Origin of the sequence: Streptomyces sp. HUAS TT11 (assembly GCF_051553595.1) — a bacterium.
Classification (GTDB): Bacteria; Actinomycetota; Actinomycetes; order Streptomycetales; family Streptomycetaceae; genus Streptomyces.
Genome location: NZ_CP196184.1, coordinates 9251522 through 9272531 on the forward strand (window position 1 = coordinate 9251522; position 21010 = coordinate 9272531).

Sequence of the window (21010 nt, forward strand, 5' to 3'; positions counted from 1 at the left end):
ACCGCCCCACCGGTCAGGTCTCCTCGGCGGTCGTCCGCTCCTGGGTGATCCGGACGGCCAGCGCCGTCCGCGTCGACACCCGGTGCTTGCGCATCGCCGAATTGAGCTGCGCCGCCACCGTCTTGGGAGAGCGCGACAGCGCGGCGGCGATCTCACGGTTGGTCAGGCCCTCGAGCATCAGTCCGACCACTTCCAGCTCGCGCGGCGACAGCTGGTCGCCGTATCCCCGTCGCCCGCCGCGCCACACGACGCGGTGCGCCACGCCGCTCGCGCGCAGCCCACGCAGCACTCGTTCGGCGTCGCGCCCGGCGCCCAGTCGGCTGAACTCCCCCCGTACGTACTCCAGCTCGCTGCCGGCCTGTTCCCGCCGGCCGGCCGCCAGCAGACACTGCGCGCGATTCTCACGGCAGCGCAGCTCCTCGTAGGGCGCGGGCAGCGCCTGCCACGCACGCGCCGCCTCCTCCCACGCAGCGGCCGCCTCCGGGAACTCTTGCCGCCCCGCGCGAACCGCCGCCCGGCACATCAGCAGCGCCGCCACCAGCCGTGGTCGGCGGCGGCCTCGCAGCCCCTCTTCGAACCCGGCGGTCAGCAGCTCCGCCTCCGCCTGCGCGCCCGTCCCGGCCAGTGCCGCGACCCGTGGCGGGACCACGTCCACGGCCCACAGCCACAGTCCCTTGCGGGTGAGGCGGGCCACCGGCTCCTCGGTGAGCGCGAGTGCCTCGTTCAGCGCGCCCGCGGTCAGCGCCAGCCTGGCCAGGGCTCCGGACGCCTCGACCGCGATGTCGGTCAGTCCGCGGCGCACGCACTCGTCGCGCACCGCCCGCAGGTCCGCCTCCACGGACGCCTGCCCCTGCCCGCGTGCGGCGCGCAGGCGGGCATGCACCAGCCGGGCGTCCACGCGAATCAGCGGCTCACCGTCCACGTCCAGCCATTCGGCGAGCCGGTCCTCAAGGCCGTCCCAGCGCCCGGCATACCAGTCCAGGTGGATCAGGGTGACGACCGCCATGTCCTTCAGGCGCTGGTAGTCGTGGCGGCCGGCGATGTCCACGGCCGCCCTGAGCCGGCGGCGTGCGTCCGCGTAGTGCCCGTATTTCATTACACCGTGGCCCGCGTTGAGCGCGCCGCGGGCAAGGTGCTGCGCGATCTGTGGATTCGACTCGTCGGTCCCCAGCCCGTCGGCGAGTGCCACTCCCCGCTCCTCGCCCAGGTCCAGCAGGGCGGTCAGCCGGTCGACCACCAAGGAGAGCCGCTCGACCGGCGTGACGGACGACTGCTCCAGGGCCCGCTCCGCGCGGTCCAGCCAACCCAGATGCACCTGCACCGGCCAGGAAGCGCCGACCGGCACACCCAGCGCGGTCATCGCCCAGATCACCGGGTACGTCCGGTCGGTCAGCTCGGGGACCACCCGTTCCAGTTCGGCCGCCGCTGCCGCGTGGTCCCCGCTGTAGATGAGCATCCTGGCGATCTGCGCCCTGAGTTCCGTGCGTTCCGGCCCGCCGAGGGTGCCGCCGTCCAGGAGAGCGCGCAGCGTGGCGGCGACCTCGTCGCGCCGGGAGTAGCCCGTGAAGGCGTGCAGCGGCATCTTCCGTACCAGCGGTGCCACGTCCGCTGCCGGGCATCCGGGGTCGGTGATCAGTGCGTGCAGCGAGGTGACGGCGGCCAGATGGTCGCCCGACGCCAAGGCCAGGTCGGCGGCCTGCTCGGCGTACCGTCGCCATCGGACGGTGTCGCCCGCCTCCCGGAAGTGGCGGGCGAGCCGGTCCACCGGTGGGCAGGCCTCCTCCGCCAGGACCTGCGCGGCCCGGCGATGCGCCCTGCGGCGTGCGGCGGCCGCCACCCTGTCGTAGACCGCCCTGGCCGCCAACCGGTGCCGGAAGGCGACCCGGCCGGAGGCGTCCTCGGTCAGCAGGCTGCTGGACAGCGCCTCCTCCAGCCCCGCCGCCGCCCGCTGCTCCGGTAGTCCGGCGACAGAGGCCAGCACGGTGTCCTCCACCGGGTCGGACAGGACGGCGGCGGCCAGCAGCACCTGCTGCGCATCGCGCCCCAGCCGTACGACGCGCTCGGCGACGGCGTCCCGGATCGTCGGCGGTACGGCGATGTCGCCGAGCGTCCGCCGCACCCACTCACCGCCCTGGCGGACGACGTCCGTGCGGTCCCTGAGTAGCCGCACGCACTCCTCCAGGGCCAGTGGCACCCCCTCGGTGCGCTCGTGCAGGAACGCCGCAAAGGCGTCGGAGACAGGTTCGTCGTCCAGCATGGACGAGACGAGTTCGGCCGTCGCTGGCACCGGCAGCCCGCCCAGGTGGATCCGCACCTGGCCGCCCGCGGGCAGCCGCGACGACAGCCGCAGCAGCAACGAGTCGGCTTCCACGTCCTCTGGACGGTACGTCAGCACCAGGGTCGGCGGCATGGGGCTGCGGGAGGCCAGCAGCACCAGGAAGTCCAGGGTGGTTTCGTCGGCCCAGTGCACGTCCTCCACGACCAGCACCTCGACCTCGAGGCCCGCCAGAAGGTCCGCTAGCGCGCTCAGCAGCCGGAACCTGGCCGCGCTGGCGTCGGCCAGCGGCTCCGGCGGCGACGGCAGAATGCCCGCCCACTCCGGGAAGAGCGGACGCAGGGTGCCCGCCAGCGCCGAGAGCCGCAGGTCGGCGAGAGAGATGCTGCCGTGGCGCAGGGCCTCCACGACCGGGCCGAGGGTCAGCGCCTCACGGAACGGTGGGCAGACGGCCGTCAGGAAACGCGGTCTGTGGATGTCCGAGGCCTTCAGCGCCTCCCGCACCAGGCGGCTCTTGCCGATTCCCGCCTCGCCCTCGACCAGGACGAGCGTCGCGGGGCCAGTCAACGCAGCGGTGAACGAGGTCAGTTCGGCCCGCCTGCCGACGAACCGCGGACTGCCGGGGGGATCACTCGCGCCGGACCCGCCCGATCCCGCAGTTCGCTGCACCCGCTCGCCTTTCCCCAGGGGCCACTCGATACTGACTACCGCCTCGCTCGTAGCCTCTCCACGACGGTCTCCCCAACCACCGCCTTCATCAGTCTTTCCACTCATCGACCCCTTTGCTTGGGCCCACATCCGCCCTCGTGTCCGGCCGCGTTAGCCCAGAGGCACCAATCCCTTGCGCGATGGCTGTCCAAGTCGCGATCACCGGTTGAGAGGCGGGCTTCAGCCGGGCGTCCAGTTGGTGCACCCAAAGCCAGCTCGCGCATTCGAGACCGGACGTTAGCGTCGGGTGGACTTCGCTTCTTACCCATGTCGTGACGCTACGGGCGATCGGGAAGGGTTGAGCGCAACGGCGTTGGCCAGCCGTGCCGAATCACCCTGGCCTACGGCTGGGTCGCCGTACTCCGCCACCAGGAGCTCGAGGCATCACGTCGTGACGCCGCGATGGGGCTCCCTCGAAGGACACCTGATTGCGGCCCGGTAATCTCAGCCACCGGCCGCCACTCGCGCCGACTCGGCAGCAGCACGATCGGAGTAGCCCGGGTGTCGGGCGTCGACCAGATCGGCATAGGCGGTCGTTCGCGAGAGGTAGTCGACCACAAAGGGGCAGATTGCGGTGATCGTGCCCCCGCGAGCGCGGATCTCGTCGAACACCCGCCGCACCAGCGCGCCCGCCATACCCTGGTGCTGATGACTCGTCTCGACCTCAGTGTGCCGAAGAGCGTACCGGTTGGGCTTCAAGCGGGTGTAGTAGAGCCAGCCGACCAGGTCGTCGTCGCGGCAGAGCTCAAAGCGGCCTTGATCGATGTTGTCGATCAGCTGCTCGGTTACCGGCACCTGCTCTTCGCTGCTCATAGCCTTACCCCTCCAATGTGTCGTCACGCCGACCATTCGAACAGGCCCACTTCGGACCTTCAAGTCCAGTATGGCGCTTCGTTACTTGCAAACGCATGGGTAAATTGGACTCGATGGTCCGTTCAGTAACTGAGGACTGCTCGGGACCACCGACCGAAGACGAACGAGGCCCGCGAACTCGCGGCCGCCCTATCCGGAAACCTGGCGCCGCTCTGTGCCATGCTTACCGCATCCTGACCAGCCACCTGGATCCGGCGGTCACGCCCGCGAAAGCCAGAGTCCGGCAACGCGCATGATCAGGGCTCGTGGTGCGCGCTGCATTGTGCGTCGACCACGGGCAGGCGGATGTCTCCTTCCACCGCCATTCCGGCGGGGACGTGCTCTTTCCTCTGCCCGTCGAAGCCTTTGGGTTCGACGGGCAGGAGACCTTCGTGGAATGGAGCGGCGGCTACCTGGCACCGGACCTGGCCGTCGTCACCCTAGGCGGTGACGGGCAGGGCGAGGCGGATCGGTTCCGCCACCACCTGACCGAACGTGCGCACGAGCCCGCTCAGCGGCAAGGCCGCCGTCGAGGTGATAAACACGCACGAACTGGTGCCCCTGGGCGATAACTTCTGGCTCACCGACGGTCCCGGCGGCAACCCTGGCCGCTGGTCGCGTACTGCACTGCCGTCCTCACCGCCACACCCGGAAGGTTGATGGGCGGTCACCAGCCTGGATCCGGATGGGCGACCGCAGCCTCGCTCATCGGTATCTCCCGTGCGACGTTCGGCCGAACGCCCGACTCGCCCCAGACAGTGATGGTCACTCATTGCTACTCTGAATCAACACAAAGTAACGTGCGTGCAGGGTCCGACACCCGGGATCTGTGACCTATGCGGCGGATGACCTCGGCTACTACATAAGGGAGAAGCCAGCATGATCTCCGCGACCTTTCCGTACCAGAAGCAGCGCCGCGGGGTTCTCGACAGCGAGATGGCGTACGTGGAGATCGGGGATGGCGACCCCATCGTTCTGCTGCACGGCAATCCCACCTCGTCGTACCTCTGGCGCAACGTTTTGCCGTACCTGCAGTCGCGAGGTCGTTGCATCGCACCCGACCTGATCGGCATGGGTGATTCCGACAAGCTGCCTGACAGCGGCCCCGGTTCGTATCGCTTCGTCGAGCACCGCCGCTATCTCGACGCCTTGCTCGAGGCTCTGGGTGTGCATGAGCAGGTCACCCTTGTCGTCCATGACTGGGGCTCTGCCCTCGGCTTCGACTGGGCCAACCGTCACCGCGAGGCGGTGAAGGGCATCGCGTACATGGAAGCGATCGTGCGGCCGCAGACCTGGGACCACTGGGACAAGATGGGAAAGCGCTCACTCTTGCAGGAACTGCGCTCCGAGGCCGGCGAGGCGATGATCCTGCGAGACAACCTCTTCATCGAGCAGGTGCTGCCACATGCCGTGCTGCGCACCCTGTCCACCGAGGAAATGGGGGAATACCGACGGCCGTTCGCCGAGCCCGGCGAGGGGCGTCGGCCGACCCTGACGTGGCCCCGGGAGATTCCCATCGACGGCGAGCCCGCCGACGTGACTGCGATCGCCGCCGCCTACGCGGACTGGCTGGCGATGAGCGATGTGCCCAAGCTGTTCCTGAAGGCCGACCCCGGTGCGATCCTCGCCAGCGACTGGTTGCTCGACTTCGTCCGCGGGTGGCCGGCGCAGACCGAGGTGACGGTCGCGGGGATCCACTTCGTCCAGGAAGACTCGCCGGACGAGATCGGGCAGGCCATCGCCGACTGGTTGGGGACCCTGGGCTGATGCCTGCCCCGCTTCAAGGCGCCGAGCGTTGCCTCCCACGAGCCGATTGGACGGCCAGCATGGCGATCATCTCGCGCGGTTTCCACGGCCGACGGCCACCCGCGGGCAGGAAGCTGCCACCCGGACAGTACGAGACCGTGGGCTTTCCGGTCCTCTCGGCCGGGCCCACGCCGCGGATAAGCACAGACAAGTGGGAGCTGTCCGTCACCACGGAGACCGGGAGGCGGCACAACTGGGACTGGACCGCCCTCATGAAGTTGCCGTCGGAGACCCCGACGGCAGACCTCCACTGCGTGACCAAGTGGTCGAAGTTCGGCACCCGGTGGCAGGGGGTGTCTCTGGACGTCCTGCTCGCCGATGTCGAAACGGCGGCCGAGTATGTCCTCGTCTCCTCCTACGGGGGCTATACCACGAACCTCCCGCTGGCGGATCTTCTAGACGGCAAGGCATGGATCGCGTACGGCTACGACGGCCAGCCACTCGCCCCCGAGCATGGCGGTCCGGCCCGATTGCTCGTCCCGCACCTCTACCTCTGGAAGTCCGCGAAATGGGTGCACGGACTGGAGTTGCGGGACAACGACACCCCGGGGTTCTGGGAGAGCGCCGGCTACCACAATTACGGAGACCCGTGGCAAGAGCAGCGGTATCGAGGAGACTAGGCGACCGGCTCCGATGGAGGGTCGCCGAGGTGACAGGACGTCGCGCTGAGTCCGCGACAGCCGTCACACTGGTGCTGGAGGTGCCAGAATGGCCCGGCCATCTGGCGGGCCAACATGTGGATATTCGGCTGACCGCGGAAGACGGCTACAGCACACAGCGCAGTTACTCCATCGCATCGGCCCAAGACGGAACGCGCCTGGAACTGACAGTACAGCGAGTCTTTGAGGGCGAGGTCTCGCCCTACCTGACCGACGAGCTCATGCCCGGTGACCAGCTGGAGCTCCGGGGACCGGTCGGAGGCTGGTTCGTCTGGCAGCCGGAACAGCAAGAACCGGTCCTGCTCGTGGCCGGCGGCTCCGGGCTGGTCCCGCTGATGTGCATGATCCGCACGCGACGTGCAGCCGACAGCCGGGTTCCCTTCCGGGCGCTCTACTCCCTGCGCTCGCCGGCCGAGCTGCTGTACGGCCCAGAGATCCGCCAAGGAACACCAGGGGTCGACCTCACGCGCATCTACACCCGGGAAGCGCCACAACAGTCCGTGCGCCCCCCGGGCCGCATCACGCCCGACGACCTGGCACGCCACGGATGGCCACCGGACTTCGCGCCCACCTGCTACGTCTGCGGGCCCACGGCATTCGTCGAGAAAGCGGCTGCCTACCTGGTGCTCCTCGGACACGACCCCGAGCGTGTCCGCACAGAGCGCTTCGGCGGAGGAGAAGACTGATGACGGCAGGCACACCGGCAGACACCGGTATCCCGCCCGGCGAAGAGGGCGGGTACATGGACGGCAACGCACTGGCCGGCCCTCTCGCCGAGCTGTTCGCCGTCGACCTGACGGTAGCGACCAGCCAGTGCACGCACTGCGGCAACACAGGGCCTGTCGCACGCCTGCGCGTATACGGCCAGGCACCGGGACTGGTAGCCCGCTGCCAGCAGTGCGGACAAGTCATGCTACGTCTGGTGCGCGCGCCAGAGACGGTCTGGCTCGACACGAGCGGCATCACAGTACTGTCGATCCCCGTGGGCGCCGACTGAGCTGCCGACGGCTCCACGGGCCAGAGGCAACCCCCCGCCAGCGCCGCAAGGAAACCACGGCCTCCTGACCGGTGGCACCCGCCACGCAACCAGACCCAGAGCAGACCACATCGAAGACCCGGAAGGATGTCGGTCATGGCTGCCCTCCCGTAAGTACCCCGAGGAACTGCGCGAGCGTGCGACGCGCCTGTGTGTCGAGGCCCGCAAGGATCCCGCGGCACGGACCGGAGCGACCAGGCGCATCGCCGACCGGCTCGACGTTCATCCCCGCGCCCTGCGCAGTTGGGTTAAGCAGGCCGAGACCGACGAGGACAGGCGGCCGGGCACCACCAGCACGGACGCGGACCGGATTGCGGAACTGGAACGCGAGGTCAAGGAGCTGCGCCGGGCGAACGCGATCCTGAAGTCCGCATCGGCTCTCTTCTCCGCGGAGCTGGACCGCCCATTGCGATGAAGGTCGCCTACATCGACCAGTACAAGGAGGAGCTCGGCGTCCAGCCGATCTGTGCGGCCCTCACGAGCACCGATGCCGAGATCGCGTCGAGTACCTACTACGCCGCCCAATCCCGCTCCGAGGCCGCCCGGACCGTCCGGGACCGGGAGCTGACCGAGGAGATCTGGGTGATCCACGAGGAGAACTATGGCGTCTATGGCGCCCGCAAGGTGCACGCCGCCCTGCTGCGGCGCGGCCAGACGGTGGCCCGCTGCACCATCGAGCGCCTGATGCGGGCCGCCGGCCTGCACGGCGTTATACGGGCCAAGAGCCTGCGCACCACCCGGCCCGCCCCGGAGACCGCCCGCCCCACCGACCTGGTCAAGCGCCAATTGACCGCATCCGCACCCAATGTGTTCTGGGTGGCCGACATCACCTACATCCGCACCTTCTCCGGCTGGGTGTACGCCGCGTTCGTCATTGACGTCTTCTCCCGGACGGTCGTCGGCTGACAGGTTGCCGCCTCGCTCTACACCGACCTCGCTCTGGACGCTCTGGAGATGGCTTTGTGGAGACGTCGCCACGCCGGAGACGATCTGTCCGGCCTGGTGCGCCACTCCGACCGCGGCGTGCAACCCGAGCCGTCCACTACACCGAGCTCTGCGAGTTCACATCCAGCAAGGGTGTTCAACGACTCCAGGTCGTCACCGGATCCGATCGGGGGATTCCATCCCCTGGACGGCTCGCCCGATTGCGGGCAAGGCGGCGGCACCTTAGTTTCAGCGCGTCGGATTCATTCCGAAAAGCGAACATAATCCCCTATGTAGGCTTCTCTGTGGCGTCGAGTGGAGCATTCATGTCGGTCATGACCGGTACCCCGCCCCTGCAGCAGTTCGGCCAGCAGTTCGGCAGCCAGCAGATGGGTGGCCCGCAGCAGCAGATCGGACAGATCGTCCAACAGACCATCCAGCAGGCGTGTCAGCAGGCGAGCCAGCAGATCGCGCAGCGCATGCAGGAGACCCTGCAGCAGATCCAGCAGGTCCAGCAGCAACTCCAGCAGCAGGGCCTGGCCCACCAGGCCCACCCCTACCTGGCCATGGCGCTGCACCACACGCTGCTCCAGGGCGTGCGCAGCGCTGTGGAGCAGTCCGTGCAGCAGGCGCTGCCGACCGCGATCGTGACTCTGCTCCAGCAGAGCCAGCAGAACACGCAACCGTGGGGCGGCGGGTACGGGCAGCAGTCGTTCGGTCAGCAGTTCCCGCAGTACCAGCAGCCCGGCTTCGGCTACGGCCAGATGGGACAGCCCTTCGGCATCGGCTGACCCCGGAGCGGTGCGCAGTGCGGTGTGCCAAGGAGCCGTTGCCCGGGCACACCGCATCACCGTGCAAGCGGGACCCGCCCGGTCGCTGGACCAGGAAGCACGAGCAGGACGGACAACACAGGCGTGGTGAAGGTGGACGTGATGGCCAAGGAAAGGCCCGGAAACAACCGCGAGAGCGAGTTGGAGGACGCGGGGACGGGCGGGGCGGGATCCGAGAGGAGGAAAACGCAACCACGCGAGAACAGCACGCCATCACCGGTCACGGTGCAGCCGCGCCGACAGCGGTACATGGTGACACCGCTGCCGCAGCATCTGCTCCCGCCGGGAGTACGCGAACTGAGCATGGACGCGGTGCGCGACCGACTGGAACAGATGCCGGAAGTCAGGGTGATCCGCCGACTCCAGCCATCGCAGAAGCTGCAGTCGGCCGGGGTGCGAACCTCTTGTCCGGAGATCGCGGTCGTCGAGGCGGCCGAGGCCCACCTGCCAGCGATGCGGACACTGCACGTCCACATCGAGCCGGACCTGCCGCTGTCCGCAACCGGATCCGCCGCCATCCCGGGCACGGGCATGCTGCCGCTGCCCGATCCGGGGCTGGTCCTGCCGCAGGAACAGCCCACGGAGATCTCGCTGCGCATCTGCGGCCCCGACGGCGAACCACTGGCCGGTGCGGCCGTGTTCCTGATCGGAGCGACCTGGCCGAGCCAAGGCATCACCGCCGCCGACGGGACGGTCACCATCCCCCTGACGGCGGACACCGAGCAGTCCGTCCAGTCTCTGTACGTCCGCCCCAGAGGCGACTACACCGACCGATGGATCCACCGCCCCGAACTCTCAGCGACCCAGCACAACCTCGTCACCGTCACCCCGCTGGCCAAGGTGTACCCGGGGCTGGAGGAGCGGCAGCACTACGGCTGGGGCCAGCAGGCCATGCGCCTGGACCGGCTGCCCCCCACCTTCCGTGGCTTCGGCATCAAGATTGCGCTCATCAGCTCCGGCGTCAGCATCGACCACCCCGACCTGAAACAAGGCGTGCGCTCCGGCATCGACCTCGTCCGCGGCACCACCGAGGGCTGGGCCCACGACCCGCTCGGCAGCGGCACCCACACGGCGGGCATCATCGCCGGTGCAGACACCGGCAAGGGCATCATCGGCATCGCCGTCGACGCCGAGATCGACGTCTGCCAGGTACTGCCCGACGGGCACTTCAGCGACCTGATCGCCGCCCTCGACCACTGCATCCAGCACGAGGCCGACATCGCCCACATCGCCGTGGCAACCCCCTACCCTTCGGCGCTCGTCTCCCGCAAACTCGCCGACGCCCATGCGGCGGGCATCGCCTGCATCGCCCCCGCGGGCGACACCGGCGGACCCATCTCCTTCCCCGCCTCGCTGCCCACCGTCTTCGCCGTGGGCGCCCTGGGCGCCTTCGGCACCTACCCGCAAGGCACCGCGCAAGCCACCCACCACGGCCCGCAACTGACACCCGAAGGACTGTTCGCCGCCCCCTTCAGCTGCTACGCCGGCGTCGACGCCGCCGCCCCCGGCGTCGCGGTCCTCTCGTGCGCGCCACAGGGCGGCTACGCGGCCCTCGACGGCACCACCACGGCCTCGGCCTACATCGCGGGCCTCGCCGCCCTCATCCTCGCCCACCACGAGGACTTCCATGGCCAGCTGCTGCCCCGCGGACCCGGCCGCGTACAGCACCTCTTCGAGATCACCGCCGCCAGCTGCCGCCCGCTCGCCGCCCCCGGCACACTGGCCGCCGCCCGCACCGGACGCGGACTGCCCGACGCGCTCATCGCCCTCGGCCTGGCCCCCGGCGTACAACTCGCACCAGCCCTGTCGTCCTACACGCCGTCGATGGCCGGATAGATCCTTACGCGCGGCGTCCGCACGCAGTGACACCCGCCGCGGAAAAGGGAAAGTGCGGTGTCGTTCGGCTTGCAGGCCAGCCCGAGATGGGATGTGGGACCTGTTCTGAGCTCGATTGAGTCTTTCGGGTGTCCGGAGGTTCGCGGCTGGTGTTCCGTGACCGACCGGGACCGAACGGCCTGCAAGATGGCCGAGCGGAGGGGCGATCCGAGCCATAAACATCCCCGGATGAGGTTGAAAGGGCTCGTCCGTCCAGCCACACCGGCTCCCAGCGATGTGGCTGGACGGTGCCCGTGCTGTGTATGCGGCAGGGAGGGCGCGGTGGATAGCGAAGGACACCAGCCCTCCCTGCGGCGCGTGATCAAGATGAAGCGGTCCCGCCCTGGTTCCAGACTGAACGCGTCACAGACGTTCGCCAGGACGGCCTGGCCCGGGGAAGTTTGGCAGTGTCACATGGTGCAGACCGACGTAATGCCACAGATCCCGCGCCACAACCCCTCGCCGTCTATGAAGAGAGAGTCCCCGCCGACGAATAGTTCACCGGACCGGTGCTCAAAGCCACTAAAGCTTTGAGCACCGGTGTGTGGCTTGACGGTGTCGCCCCGCCGCCGTGGGATCACGATGCGGTGCGGCGGTGCGGCTGCCGCAACCTGACCGACCCCCAGCGCGCGGTTGCCGAGCGCGTAGCCTTGCGGGCGGAGCTGCTGCGGGCCGAACTGGCCAGGATGGCGGTGAGGGGCTGATTGCGGCCGACGCGGCGGCCCTGGCGGCGGTGCAATTCGGCCTTCAGTTGCCCGTCTCCGACGGCTGATCAGGGCATGGCGGCGCGTAGGGCGCGGCTGAGTGCGGTCATGGTGGTGGGGGTCAGGGTGCCGACGCGTTCGTGGATCTCGTCGCGGTAGATGGTGACGATGTGGTCGGCGGAGACGTATCCGGTGAGTGGGTCTTCGTCGCCGGTCGCGACGCGGGTGGGTGAGGTGCCGCCGACAGCGAGGACGCGGGCGGCCAAGATACTGTCGAGTTCGGTGTTGCGGATGTCGTTGGAGACGACTGCCCACAGGTCGGTACGTCCGCCTGTGCGGGCCTGGATGATGTCGCCGCGGTGCGGTACCTGGGCGTCGCTCACTCGCCGGCCTCGGACGCGATCCGCGCTGCCGAGGTGTTCGCCGCGGCTCGGATCGCGCTGCTGTCGGCGTGGCCGAGTTCATCGCGCAACTGACGGTAGCCGGCGCGCAGGGCTTCCTGCTCTATGCGCTCGATGACCGTGGCGTGGGCGTAGGCCTTCATCGAGACCTGTTCGCGGCGTGCTGTCACTCGCAGCGTGGCTAGTTCTTCGTCCGTGAACGTGATCGTGAGTCCGGGCATTCCCCCATGCTACTACCAGAAATTGGTAGCGGTGATTGGTAGCGCTGCACTGGTGGCTACCTATCCCGAGGCAGGCGTAGTACGGCCGGCGGCGCGCCAGGGCGCGACGCCTCGGCCGTACTGGTCGAACGCACGGTTCCACGCCTCCTGCTGGAACTGCTCCAGACCCGGGAGCGCTGCTTGTGCGTTTCGGCGTTCGGGATCGCGCGAAGCGCGGCAGTGGCGATGAACCGCTGGCAGGGGGCGCGGTCTGTCCAGCCGGCGGCGCCGTACGACGCCGCTACGGCGACTACTGTGTAAGGGCCGGGCTGTTGCGGTAGCTGGGTGGTTGGGTGTGGGGGTTGGTGGTGGGGCGGCCGGTTGCGGGTGTGGGGTAGGTGTTCACCATGTGAGGGCGTCCGCCCGCGCGTCGTAGAGGCCGAGTTCGGTGTAGGGGACGCCGGGGGAGCCGTCCCCTTGCCATCACACCACGCGTAGTACGACGAGCGGGCGACCTTCAGCAGCCGGCACAGCAGAACGACCGGGTAGTTCGCCTTTTCCGCGTGGATGAACCGGTACAGCTCGCTCACCGGTCGTTCTCCTTCACGAAGAAGGCGGTCGCTTTTTTCAGGATCTCGATCGTCTGCTGCTGTTCGCCGACCTCCTTGCGCAGCCGCTTGAGTTCCTCGCGCTCGGCGCTGGTCAGCTCACCGGGCTCGCCCTCGCCCCGGTCCGCCTTCGCCCGGCGGGACCAGCCGCGCAGGGACTCCGAGCTGATGCCGAGTTCCCGGGCCACCGCAGTGACCGTCTTGCCCGAGGAGTCGACGAGCGCGATCGCGTCCCTCTTGAACTCCTCGGTGTACCGCTTCGTGTACTTGCTTCCCACCGAATCCCTTGGCAAGGGCGTCCCGGGAAAGCGGATGAGCCTCGGGATGTTCGAGTGGTGGCGGTGCGTGGGCACCGGAAACGGATGTCCTTTCCACCGGGTCAGTCGAGCCCCAGGATTTTCGTGGCCGCCCGCATCGTGCCCGTGCACCCCGACACCGACGCCTGGCTGATCAGCGGTAACCTCGCCGCCTACGCGCCCAGCGACGGACCGCAACTGGCACAGCTCGCCGTCCAAACGCTCGCCGCCCATCCGCAGTTGCTGTGTCGCAATCCCGAGACGCTGCGCCGGGCATGGGAGATGCAGGCCGAGGCCCGCGCCGACTTCATTGAGGTCTTCGGTACCGACATCCTCGTCCTGGCCCCCGGCGAGGCGACGATACGGATGCGGGAGTACCACCTCTACCGGCAGGACAAGGCCGTGGCCGAACTCGACGACGAGACCGCCGCGCAGGCAACACACGGAGGGCCCTCCCTCGACGAACTCAGCAGCATGCCCGAAGAATTCCGCGACGCGGACACCGTCGCCGTGATCTACGACGAGACCGAAGGGCTGTGCTACTACGCCGACTTCGGGCACCTCGACGCACTGTTCGCCGATCCCGCTCTGGCCCGCGACCGCGCCCACCTGAGCCGGCTTCGGGAGTACCTGAACGACGGCTCCGTCGCTCCCATGGTCATCCGCCGTCTGGTCCAGCGGCATCCCGAGAACGCCGATGCCGTCTTCCGTGCGCTGCTGCGCAAGCCCACGTTCGCCTGGGACCGGGACGGGGAGGAGCTGCTGCGCCGCCGCAAGGCGAAACACTTCGCCCACGAGCCCCTGCCCAGCGTCACCCCGGTCGGCAACCGCCTCGCGGAACTCTTGCGCACGCAAGGGAAGAAGCGGTGATGAGGCTGTCGACCGCCGAACTCGACGCCATGGTCGCGGAGGCGATCGTCGACGCCTACGGCGAGGACGAACAATGCGCCGCCTTCCAGACGGTCATCGAGGATTGCCTGGCCCTGCCGTGCACCACCGTCGTGCTCGGCGTCACCGTGACCGTCACCTCCATCCAGGACCGGCCCGGCAGCGGCATCACCGCCCTGTGCAGACACGACCGGCACACTCAGGCGATCGGCATCCTCGACCTGCCGCCACCCAACCCGGCACCTGAGGGATGGGCCTGGGTCGAGGCGTACCGGTACTGGGCATCCTGAACCGGCCGCGCCGGGACTCACCGTCGCACCCTTGGCGCAAGCCGCACCAGGACCCCAGCGGGCCGAAGCAGACTACTGCGGGGGGCCGCAGACAGTCGGGCCGAGCAGACCGTGAGCCGTGATCTGGCCAGGCCCATCGGTCGTGGTTTTGTGGAAGGCCTTGATGTCGGGCACGGCGCCCTCAGTCAGCGAGTCGAGGTCTGCGTAGTGTCTGGCCGGCTTGAGGCGGACCGTCGATCGATAGGCGCACTTCGCTCCATTTTGCAGGGCGGCGAGGAGGTCGTCACGGACCCGTCCTGTCGCTAGCCGGTCGTGAAGTCGCTGCGAGAGCGCCGCTGAGCAGTCGTGGGGGACTGAGCAGGCATGCGGGGCGGTGCTGCCGCGTCGACTGGCTGACCGGGCGAGGTTAAATTTGATGATGGTATGAATTCACGAGTGACTAACCCCACGAGTTTGATCTTGAGGAGTTTCTTACTTCATTGTTCGGGCCCAAAGGGGACCCTGTCAGGCGCGCCACGTTTTCCTCAGTGGTGGGGCAGGCTCACCCGGCGCCGCCCAGCAATCCGGCCCACCACCCTGGCACGGCCAAACTTCCGGACCACCCCCGTGCCACTCGATGAGGTCCGATTCGGCCACGTCCAGCTCATCCCAACCCACCAGCCCGATGCATTGCAGGAACACGGTCAGGTCGTGCAACGAATTGGCCGTGCCCAGGGTCTCGTCACCGACGCGTACGCTGCGGCCGCCAGATCCGCCGGGTGCCTCGACGATTATCGGACGCTCGACCATGACTTCAGCGTCTCCCAGGCAGATCCGGACCGCATTTCGAGGCGTGCTCTTTAAGGTAGACGGAGCTCCTACCAGGCCGATGTTGCCGACGACCCTCGGCCAGGCTTTCAGGCGATGCGGACACTGCCGGGGAAAGCCCCACACATGCATACCGGAGAGATTCGTCGGGAGGTGCCTGTGCTCTATTGCGTGCTCGAGTACGTTCTCCCGGGGCCCCTTGCTGCGTTACGCACTGCGACAGTTCGGTGTCGGCGTGCACGCACTGCCGTGCCGATGCCGTGCCCGGCTTCATGGAGTAAGCCGCCGGGTGCCGAGTGCGGCAGTCGGAGGGTGATCACGTCGAACTTCCCGTCAAAATTAACGCAAAAGCGTCTTGACTTAGAAAATATGCGGTGCATCGTGGTTACTAGGTCACAACACCGAAAGAGTTTACAAAGTCGATGAGGCGTCTGATCGACGGAGTGACTTGGACAGGATGTGGGTTAGGCCCCCGGCAAGCCGGCGCGATACCGAGGCGACAGTGACGACTGAAGTTTCAGGACACGCGCAGCACTACCGGGGACTGTTTTTTCCTCGCAGCCTTCGCGCGGGCCGGGCGTCCGATGCGAAGGCTGCGGCACGCCAACTCTCCCAGCGGGACCGAACGGCACCAGGAGCCTCCTCGCGCAGGCGAGACCCGTTCATTGACCACGCCGGGGCACGTCGTCGGGGTTCTGTCCGGGAGGACCGGCACGCGGGGCGCGGCGAAGGCAGGAGCACGGCCAGCTCGCTTGATCGCTCACGCACCAATCACGCGTGAATTGCCGCTGGAGGCAGGCGTACGCCGCACCGTTGTCCTGCACCACATCGACGAGACGTAACCCCCGCGTCGCCCGGCTTCCGGAAGAGAAGATGCGCCGTTCGTCAGCCTTGCCGCGCTCGGATCGGCCGTCGGCCGCGCAGCCCCGTCACCACGTGTGAAGCTGCGTGTCGTGTGTCGCGTCGCAGGTCGGTGTCGCCGCGGCGGACGTGAGCGGGACCTCGGTGGCGATGACGGTGACGCTGCCCGCCACGGAGCGGCGTCAGATCCGCCAGGAACGCAACATCTCGGCGACGGCATAGATCCGCAAGCGACTATCCCGAACCTTCCGCACAAGATCGGGCAGAGCACCGTAAGGCGGATCGATCCCCTCGCCGGACTGGTCCATGTACTGAGCAGTCACAAAAGCAGCAAAAAGACTGTTTCGATAAGGAAGCGGCTCAAGATTCACGATCGTATGCAAAAGAGCAGCGGCACGCCATGCAGCATCCGGATCGGACGCTTCAAGCGTCGGCATCTTGGTCTTGTGCCGCGCGGCGGCCGCCACCAGCGCCGAGTAGTCAGCCACTGTCATGTCCTCGCGCCCGAGGGCCGCCTCCTGGACATCGAGCAGCCAGGCCACATCGATATACAGAACCATCAGGCAGCCGCAGCCCCGTCGCCACGCTGGGAGGGAGGAATCTCCTCGGGGAACGCCTCGTCGAACTCGCCGCGAAGCCTGTCGGCCCAGACAGCGGCGCCGGCGACGAACTGCTTGCGATGCATCTCGCGCACGCCGAGATCATGCAGGTACTGCTTCAGACTCTTGCCCTCGGCAGCAGCGGCGGCACGCACGCCTTCCATTTCGTCATCGGAGAAGGACACGTTCAGTGATGGCATCCCCCGATGGTACCTACTTGGTACCGGTGTCGCCAGCCTCGCCTACGTTCAAGGGTGTGGCCCGGGGACACCCAGATTCAGAAGCATGTCGAAGAGAACCTCCCCACGCGACGACGAGCACGTCCGCTCGAACCAGGCTGACTCTCCGCCCAGCACCGCTTCTACTGCGCGTCGAACGCCTCTGACACGACACGCACCGACGCGACCAACCTGGCGAGTCCCACGAAGCCGGGAGGTCCCAACGCTCGGGCCTGAGCAGTCAGTTACGCTCCGCAAGCCCGGCCAGCGCCGCCTTCGTGGAACCGAGCGGCTTCATGCAGCCGTCACCAGCGCACACCGTCACCTGGGCGAGCCACACCTCAACCCGTGCGCGCTTCATGTCCAACTGATCCGGCCGACATCCCCGGCAGCGCCGATGCTCCTTCGGGTACGACCGCTCCCTCACTGCGCCGCAGCCCACGCACGTACGCGCCAGCAGTCGCTGCCGCGCTCTCTCCGCCCGCTCCCGGCACACTGATTACGGCCCGCGCAGGATCGCTTACGGCCCCTGCTGCACTCCGGGCAGGTGCGTGGCGTCACCATCGGCCGCATCAGCGCCGAGGCGGATCCCACAGGGCCGGCCACGCTGCTCCTTGCCGCCTTCCAGGGCGGCACCCTCCTCGCCCAGGTCGCACGGAACATCGCCCCGCTGAAGGATGCGCTGCAGCCGGCCATCGACTACGTGCAGACTTTCGCGACGTCTCCCGACGCCGGTGTCCTCGCACCGCAGGCCAGCGCAGGCGTGCACGAGGCCGGACAGCATCTCGATCATGAGAGAGCGCCGGTGAAGGCGCCGGCGGTGGGCAGGGGCGACTCCTCGCACGATAAGGGCGGACCGCAGCGGCGCGAGGCCGCGGGGCCGGCCAGGACCGGTCGGTTTGGCGGGGCGGACGGCGTCGCCTCGCCACTCCTGCCGCCGCTCGGGGCGGCCGAGGCCGCCCCTACAAAGGCCGCCACCACGGACTCGCCCTGGACGCCGACGGCAAGACACTGCTGTCTCGGAGGGCCACCAACGACGGCCGTCAGGTCACCTGGGCGATTGACACGACCGGCGGCGAGCCCGCGCTGCTGCCGGCCCTCCTTGAACGCGGGGTGAAGGCCATGGGGCGGGCGGTCCGTGACGGGTGCTCACGTGCGCGCCGGGCCCCGAAGGTGGCTTGGCAGCGTGGTACAAAGGGCCTTCGCCGGCTCTTGGACGCTGTTGCCCCGCCATCTTCCGGCGCGATCCGCTTCGTCGTGGCCAGGCCGTACGCGCCGGAAAACGGCAGGGTCGTGTGGGTGCAGCCCTTTGCCGCAACGGCATCTGAGGCGCTACCGCGGTAGCAAGGCCGAGACGCCCTTCGCCTCGTATCGGGGCAAGACACCTGCGGACGCCGAAGATTCCCACGGGATACGCCGTGAGCGGCTGGCTTTCCCCGGACTCCGCCTGCAGTGTCAGTGGTGGTCCGTAGGCTGAGCGGTATGGAGGGGGACGAACTGCGTAAAGAGCTGCCCGATCAGGACAGCCGCACCCAGGTGTGGGATCGGCTGAGCGCCTACGCCTACCTCAGCGCGCCTGAGCGTCGGGAGTACCTCGCGGTGATGCGGGTGTTTTGCGGCACACTGCTGGCGGACTTGGCTGTACCCGACGTGTTGGCCAAGCTGGCCCAGTCGGGTACCCCTGCAGCGGTGTTGGATGCGGAGACGCTTACCGCCAGGCTGGAGCAGCTGGTGCGCTGGGGCAATGTGCTGCGCAGCACGCACACCGTTCGTGCGGGCAGTATCGCCGAGTATCAGCGTTCCAGGTCCCGCTACCAGCTGTCCAAGCTGGGGGAGCGGGTGCAGCGGGATGCGGATGAGGTACTGGCCGGCGCGGACGCGGCACGGGAGGTCAGCGGTGAGCTGCTCACGCTCGTGGAGCGAGGCCTTGGCGAGATCGCTGCGATGGTCGCGGTGCCGGGCAGGGCGGCGAGGCCGTGGCGGTGATGGCCAGCGAGGGCATGTCCGTGCAGATGGCAACGAGAGTGCTCAACGTGTCCGAGTCCGGTTACCACGCCTGGTATTCCCGACTGCCTGCGCTTCGCTCCCTGCGGCATTCGTGGCTGATCGAGGCCATCACGACGATCCACACCGCCTCTCACGGCTCCTACGGCATCCGCCGCCTTCACGCCGAACTCAGGCTCGGACGCGGCATCTCCGTCAGCCACAGGACCGTCATGCTCCTCATGCAGCGTGCCCGCCTCAAGGGACTGCCCGGCAATCGCCGACGATGGCCGCGGCACGCCCACGGCCGCCGACCTGGACGACCGGAAGTTCGCCACGACCGCCCCGGCCAAACTGTGGGTCGCCGACATCACCGAGCACCCAATCCGAGAGGGCAAGGTGTACTGCGCGGTCGTCCTGGACACCTACTCGCGCCGGGTGGTGGGCTCCGACCTCGCGCTCTGTCCCTGTGGGACAAGGACATGCCCAAGCGTCACCAGCTCGAGCAGCACACCGGCCACCAGCCGTCCGGCGCCGGCATACTGGCGCGCAGCGCCGCGCTGAGATCAAGGACATCGCCGACCGCCTCGGCCTGCCCCCGCTCGCCCGGCCCGCCATTCACCAGATCCTGCTCGCCGCCGCGCCCTCGGCCGGCCTCACCGCCATCAAGGTGGCGCCGCCTGGCGAGCAGCCTGCGGGTTCGCGCCCGGCCGCTACTGGCTCCGCTCGACCGGATCCGGCACGGCCTTGAGGAATTCAGGGCACGAGACTTGGGCCGGTGTCATCGGTGCACCTGCCGCTGTGGGGGCCCACAGAGTGCGCCTGCTGGACCGCGTCACTCCAACGGACGCCCTCTACGCGTGGCGCGGAATCGTTGGCCAGTACGGTGGGACGGCCATCACGCCGGACCGCTTGTCACGCTTCGTCGAAGGAGACCGCTCATGAGGATTCTTCGTAAAGCCTCCGCCGCCCTTGCCGTCACAGCAGTGCTCGCGGGGCCGACCACATTGGCATCCGCGGAAGACGGCTCCCGCACGGTGAAAGCGGAGGGGCAGTTCGTGCCGTCTTCGCCATTCCATCCGTCGAAACCGGTGACGTACGACTCGAAGACAGTGCCCGTGGGCGCTCGCATTTCCGTCGTCGAGCAGGTGGGCGGTCCCGTCGGCGGCGCGGCCACCAGCGTACGACTCCAGGTGAGCGGGCTGCTCCCGAACCGCGTGTATGGAGCGCATGTGCACACCAAGCCGTGTGGCCGCACCCCGGATGCCTCGGGTCCGCACTACCAGAACGTCAAGGACCCGAACCAGCCTTCCACCGACCCTGCCTACGCGAACCCCGAGAACGAAGTGTGGCTGGACTTCAGGACCGACGCCCAGGGCCGTGCCACCGCCGAATCTCGGCATGGCTGGAGCTTCCGGCCGGGCGAGGCCCGGTCCGTGATCATCCACGAGCACGGGACGGCGACGAAGCCCGGCGAGGCAGGAATGGCCGGGGCGCGGCTCGCCTGTCTTACTGTGCCTTTCGTCGGCAGGACCGACGAGTCGGGTACCGCCAGCTAAGGCTGGCTGGCCATGGGGGCGTCCGTGGCGCCATAGCTGTTGCCCGGCCGGATTGTCGCCAGTCGTCGACGCTCCGCGTGGGCTCCCTCATGAGCGGATGCGCGTCGGCGTCCGTGGGGACCAGGAGCGCCGGCACGCGCTCACGGAGCAGGACCTCGTACTGATCCTCCTCGAACGTGACGGCGATGCTCTTGCTGTGCTGCATCTCCCAGTTCTCGGATCGTGGCGCTCCCGAGGCCTTCGCCTGGCGGCTGTTGAAGGAACGGGTGGGCGGCGAGCTGGAAGCCCAGGGGCCGGGATGCGGCCGCTTTGGAGACGCCGGCGGTTCGAACGCGCCATTCGCGCGGCCTGCAACCCGATCCTGGACGGCTTCCGCGACGAGTTCCGCGCGCAGGTTACCGAACTGGAAGACGGCCTGGGTCTGTATGCCGCAATGGCCCGTCTGCCGGAGCGCCAGTTTGATGTCATGGTGCTGCAGTTCGCCCTGGGATTCACGACCAAGCGGACCGCCCTGGTGATGGCCGTGTGCGAGGCAACGGTCCCGCTCCACCCGGCGCGCCGCCAAACGCCGCCTGGCCGCAGACCTCGGGCTTCAGGCGGGCGAGGACATCCATGATGAGGAGTGACACCC

The 21010-nt window shown here is 68.4% G+C and carries 22 protein-coding genes and 1 pseudogene; 14 read left to right on the forward strand and 9 right to left on the reverse strand.

Translation table 11 applies throughout. From position 1 onward, the window contains the following. Positions 1 to 13: 13 nt before the first annotated feature. The gene (locus tag ACSHXN_RS41720) at positions 14 to 2944 is read right to left on the reverse strand and encodes a helix-turn-helix transcriptional regulator (RefSeq protein WP_438306265.1); all 2931 of its coding nucleotides are present in this window, start codon (positions 2942 to 2944) and stop codon (positions 14 to 16) included. 483 nt (positions 2945 to 3427) lie between these two features. Continuing rightward, entirely contained in the window at positions 3428 to 3796 is a 369-nt protein-coding gene (locus ACSHXN_RS41725) for a GNAT family N-acetyltransferase (RefSeq protein ID WP_355140439.1), read from the reverse strand. Positions 3797 to 4714: 918 nt separating this feature from the next. Here ACSHXN_RS41725 and ACSHXN_RS41730 point away from each other — a divergent pair. From ACSHXN_RS41730 to ACSHXN_RS41765, 8 genes are all read left to right on the forward strand, one after another. Next, positions 4715 to 5602 carry a haloalkane dehalogenase gene (locus ACSHXN_RS41730; protein ID WP_438306267.1) on the forward strand — a complete coding sequence of 296 codons (888 nt, stop codon included), beginning with the start codon at positions 4715 to 4717 and terminating at the stop codon, positions 5600 to 5602. A gap of 59 nt (positions 5603 to 5661) precedes the next feature. Next, the gene (locus ACSHXN_RS41735) at positions 5662 to 6261 is read left to right on the forward strand and encodes a sulfite oxidase-like oxidoreductase (protein WP_355140437.1); all 600 of its coding nucleotides are present in this window, start codon (positions 5662 to 5664) and stop codon (positions 6259 to 6261) included. After that, complete coding sequence (locus ACSHXN_RS41740) at positions 6231 to 6986, forward strand: ferredoxin reductase (RefSeq protein ID WP_355140436.1); 756 nt, start codon at positions 6231 to 6233, stop codon at positions 6984 to 6986. Before ACSHXN_RS41735 ends, ACSHXN_RS41740 begins: the two co-directional genes overlap by 31 nt. Continuing rightward, positions 6986 to 7297 carry a DUF6510 family protein gene (locus tag ACSHXN_RS41745; RefSeq protein ID WP_355140435.1) on the forward strand — a complete coding sequence of 104 codons (312 nt, stop codon included), beginning with the start codon at positions 6986 to 6988 and terminating at the stop codon, positions 7295 to 7297. The genes ACSHXN_RS41740 and ACSHXN_RS41745 overlap by 1 nt, the downstream gene beginning before the upstream one ends. 139 nt (positions 7298 to 7436) lie before the next feature. Beyond that, positions 7437 to 7751 carry a transposase gene (locus ACSHXN_RS41750; RefSeq protein WP_355140446.1) on the forward strand — a complete coding sequence of 105 codons (315 nt, stop codon included), beginning with the start codon at positions 7437 to 7439 and terminating at the stop codon, positions 7749 to 7751. Next, positions 7748 to 8242, forward strand: coding sequence for an IS3 family transposase (locus ACSHXN_RS41755; protein ID WP_355140434.1), 495 nt, complete (start codon positions 7748 to 7750; stop codon positions 8240 to 8242). The genes ACSHXN_RS41750 and ACSHXN_RS41755 overlap by 4 nt, the downstream gene beginning before the upstream one ends. 344 nt (positions 8243 to 8586) lie before the next feature. Further along, the gene (locus tag ACSHXN_RS41760) at positions 8587 to 9051 is read left to right on the forward strand and encodes a hypothetical protein (protein ID WP_355140433.1); all 465 of its coding nucleotides are present in this window, start codon (positions 8587 to 8589) and stop codon (positions 9049 to 9051) included. Positions 9052 to 9192: 141 nt separating this feature from the next. Then, entirely contained in the window at positions 9193 to 10926 is a 1734-nt protein-coding gene (locus tag ACSHXN_RS41765; protein ID WP_355140432.1) for a S8 family serine peptidase, read from the forward strand. A gap of 811 nt (positions 10927 to 11737) precedes the next feature. Here the strand turns inward: ACSHXN_RS41765 and ACSHXN_RS41770 are convergent. The 3 genes from ACSHXN_RS41770 to ACSHXN_RS41780 all read right to left on the reverse strand — a co-directional run bounded on the left by ACSHXN_RS41770 (position 11738) and on the right by ACSHXN_RS41780 (position 13156). Continuing rightward, positions 11738 to 12052 (reverse strand): type II toxin-antitoxin system PemK/MazF family toxin, encoded by a 315-nt coding sequence (locus ACSHXN_RS41770; protein ID WP_355140431.1) that lies wholly within the window; start codon positions 12050 to 12052, stop codon positions 11738 to 11740. After that, positions 12049 to 12291 carry a hypothetical protein gene (locus ACSHXN_RS41775; protein WP_355140430.1) on the reverse strand — a complete coding sequence of 81 codons (243 nt, stop codon included), beginning with the start codon at positions 12289 to 12291 and terminating at the stop codon, positions 12049 to 12051. The genes ACSHXN_RS41770 and ACSHXN_RS41775 overlap by 4 nt, the downstream gene beginning before the upstream one ends. A 565-nt stretch (positions 12292 to 12856) precedes the next feature. After that, positions 12857 to 13156, reverse strand: a complete 300-nt coding sequence (locus ACSHXN_RS41780; RefSeq protein ID WP_355140429.1) for a transposase — start codon at positions 13154 to 13156, stop codon at positions 12857 to 12859. A 123-nt stretch (positions 13157 to 13279) separates the two neighbouring features. Here ACSHXN_RS41780 and ACSHXN_RS41785 point away from each other — a divergent pair, with 123 nt between their 5' ends. Together ACSHXN_RS41785 and ACSHXN_RS41790 are read left to right on the forward strand one after the other, a co-directional pair. Beyond that, complete coding sequence (locus ACSHXN_RS41785; protein ID WP_438306268.1) at positions 13280 to 14044, forward strand: hypothetical protein; 765 nt, start codon at positions 13280 to 13282, stop codon at positions 14042 to 14044. Further along, a complete protein-coding gene (locus ACSHXN_RS41790; RefSeq protein ID WP_438306269.1) occupies positions 14044 to 14352 on the forward strand; it encodes a hypothetical protein in 309 nt (102 codons plus the stop codon). The genes ACSHXN_RS41785 and ACSHXN_RS41790 overlap by 1 nt, the downstream gene beginning before the upstream one ends. A 504-nt stretch (positions 14353 to 14856) precedes the next feature. Here the strand turns inward: ACSHXN_RS41790 and ACSHXN_RS41795 are convergent. The 4 genes from ACSHXN_RS41795 to ACSHXN_RS41810 form a co-directional block, all read right to left on the reverse strand. After that, the gene (locus ACSHXN_RS41795) at positions 14857 to 15141 is read right to left on the reverse strand and encodes a hypothetical protein (RefSeq protein ID WP_355140426.1); all 285 of its coding nucleotides are present in this window, start codon (positions 15139 to 15141) and stop codon (positions 14857 to 14859) included. A gap of 1061 nt (positions 15142 to 16202) precedes the next feature. Beyond that, a complete protein-coding gene (locus tag ACSHXN_RS41800) occupies positions 16203 to 16580 on the reverse strand; it encodes a toxin Doc (RefSeq protein WP_355140425.1) in 378 nt (125 codons plus the stop codon). Further along, positions 16580 to 16819: a hypothetical protein gene (locus ACSHXN_RS41805; RefSeq protein WP_355140424.1), complete on the reverse strand. Its 240-nt coding sequence runs from the start codon at positions 16817 to 16819 to the stop codon at positions 16580 to 16582. Before ACSHXN_RS41805 ends, ACSHXN_RS41800 begins: the two co-directional genes overlap by 1 nt. Positions 16820 to 17357: 538 nt before the next feature. Continuing rightward, positions 17358 to 17630 carry a hypothetical protein gene (locus ACSHXN_RS41810; protein WP_438306270.1) on the reverse strand — a complete coding sequence of 91 codons (273 nt, stop codon included), beginning with the start codon at positions 17628 to 17630 and terminating at the stop codon, positions 17358 to 17360. Positions 17631 to 18319: 689 nt separating this feature from the next. Between ACSHXN_RS41810 and ACSHXN_RS41815 the strand changes: the two genes are divergently transcribed. The 4 genes and pseudogenes from ACSHXN_RS41815 to ACSHXN_RS41830 all read left to right on the forward strand — a co-directional run bounded on the left by ACSHXN_RS41815 (position 18320) and on the right by ACSHXN_RS41830 (position 20995). Further along, complete coding sequence (locus ACSHXN_RS41815; protein WP_355140422.1) at positions 18320 to 18823, forward strand: DUF2397 family protein; 504 nt, start codon at positions 18320 to 18322, stop codon at positions 18821 to 18823. A gap of 26 nt (positions 18824 to 18849) precedes the next feature. Continuing rightward, positions 18850 to 19083 (forward strand): annotated as a pseudogene (locus tag ACSHXN_RS41820) (IS3 family transposase); the annotation flags it as partial. A gap of 855 nt (positions 19084 to 19938) precedes the next feature. Continuing rightward, entirely contained in the window at positions 19939 to 20379 is a 441-nt protein-coding gene (locus tag ACSHXN_RS41825) for a superoxide dismutase family protein (protein ID WP_355140445.1), read from the forward strand. A gap of 298 nt (positions 20380 to 20677) precedes the next feature. Beyond that, positions 20678 to 20995 (forward strand): hypothetical protein, encoded by a 318-nt coding sequence (locus tag ACSHXN_RS41830; protein ID WP_438306271.1) that lies wholly within the window; start codon positions 20678 to 20680, stop codon positions 20993 to 20995. The last annotated feature ends 15 nt before the right edge of the window (positions 20996 to 21010 follow it).

Coding starts and splice junctions, on each gene's coding strand:
- ACSHXN_RS41725 (WP_355140439.1), bottom strand. CDS start 3,796: ATGAGCAGCGAAGAGCAGGTGCCGGTAACCGAGCAGCTGATCGACAAC.
- ACSHXN_RS41730 (WP_438306267.1), top strand. CDS start 4,715: ATGATCTCCGCGACCTTTCCGTACCAGAAGCAGCGCCGCGGGGTTCTC.
- ACSHXN_RS41735 (WP_355140437.1), top strand. CDS start 5,662: ATGGCGATCATCTCGCGCGGTTTCCACGGCCGACGGCCACCCGCGGGC.
- ACSHXN_RS41745 (WP_355140435.1), top strand. CDS start 6,986: ATGACGGCAGGCACACCGGCAGACACCGGTATCCCGCCCGGCGAAGAG.
- ACSHXN_RS41755 (WP_355140434.1), top strand. CDS start 7,748: ATGAAGGTCGCCTACATCGACCAGTACAAGGAGGAGCTCGGCGTCCAG.
- ACSHXN_RS41760 (WP_355140433.1), top strand. CDS start 8,587: ATGTCGGTCATGACCGGTACCCCGCCCCTGCAGCAGTTCGGCCAGCAG.
- ACSHXN_RS41765 (WP_355140432.1), top strand. CDS start 9,193: ATGGCCAAGGAAAGGCCCGGAAACAACCGCGAGAGCGAGTTGGAGGAC.
- ACSHXN_RS41775 (WP_355140430.1), bottom strand. CDS start 12,291: ATGCCCGGACTCACGATCACGTTCACGGACGAAGAACTAGCCACGCTG.
- ACSHXN_RS41790 (WP_438306269.1), top strand. CDS start 14,044: ATGAGGCTGTCGACCGCCGAACTCGACGCCATGGTCGCGGAGGCGATC.
- ACSHXN_RS41795 (WP_355140426.1), bottom strand. CDS start 15,141: ATGGTCGAGCGTCCGATAATCGTCGAGGCACCCGGCGGATCTGGCGGC.
- ACSHXN_RS41800 (WP_355140425.1), bottom strand. CDS start 16,580: ATGGTTCTGTATATCGATGTGGCCTGGCTGCTCGATGTCCAGGAGGCG.
- ACSHXN_RS41805 (WP_355140424.1), bottom strand. CDS start 16,819: ATGCCATCACTGAACGTGTCCTTCTCCGATGACGAAATGGAAGGCGTG.
- ACSHXN_RS41810 (WP_438306270.1), bottom strand. CDS start 17,630: ATGATCGAGATGCTGTCCGGCCTCGTGCACGCCTGCGCTGGCCTGCGG.
- ACSHXN_RS41815 (WP_355140422.1), top strand. CDS start 18,320: ATGGAGGGGGACGAACTGCGTAAAGAGCTGCCCGATCAGGACAGCCGC.
- ACSHXN_RS41830 (WP_438306271.1), top strand. CDS start 20,678: ATGCGGCCGCTTTGGAGACGCCGGCGGTTCGAACGCGCCATTCGCGCG.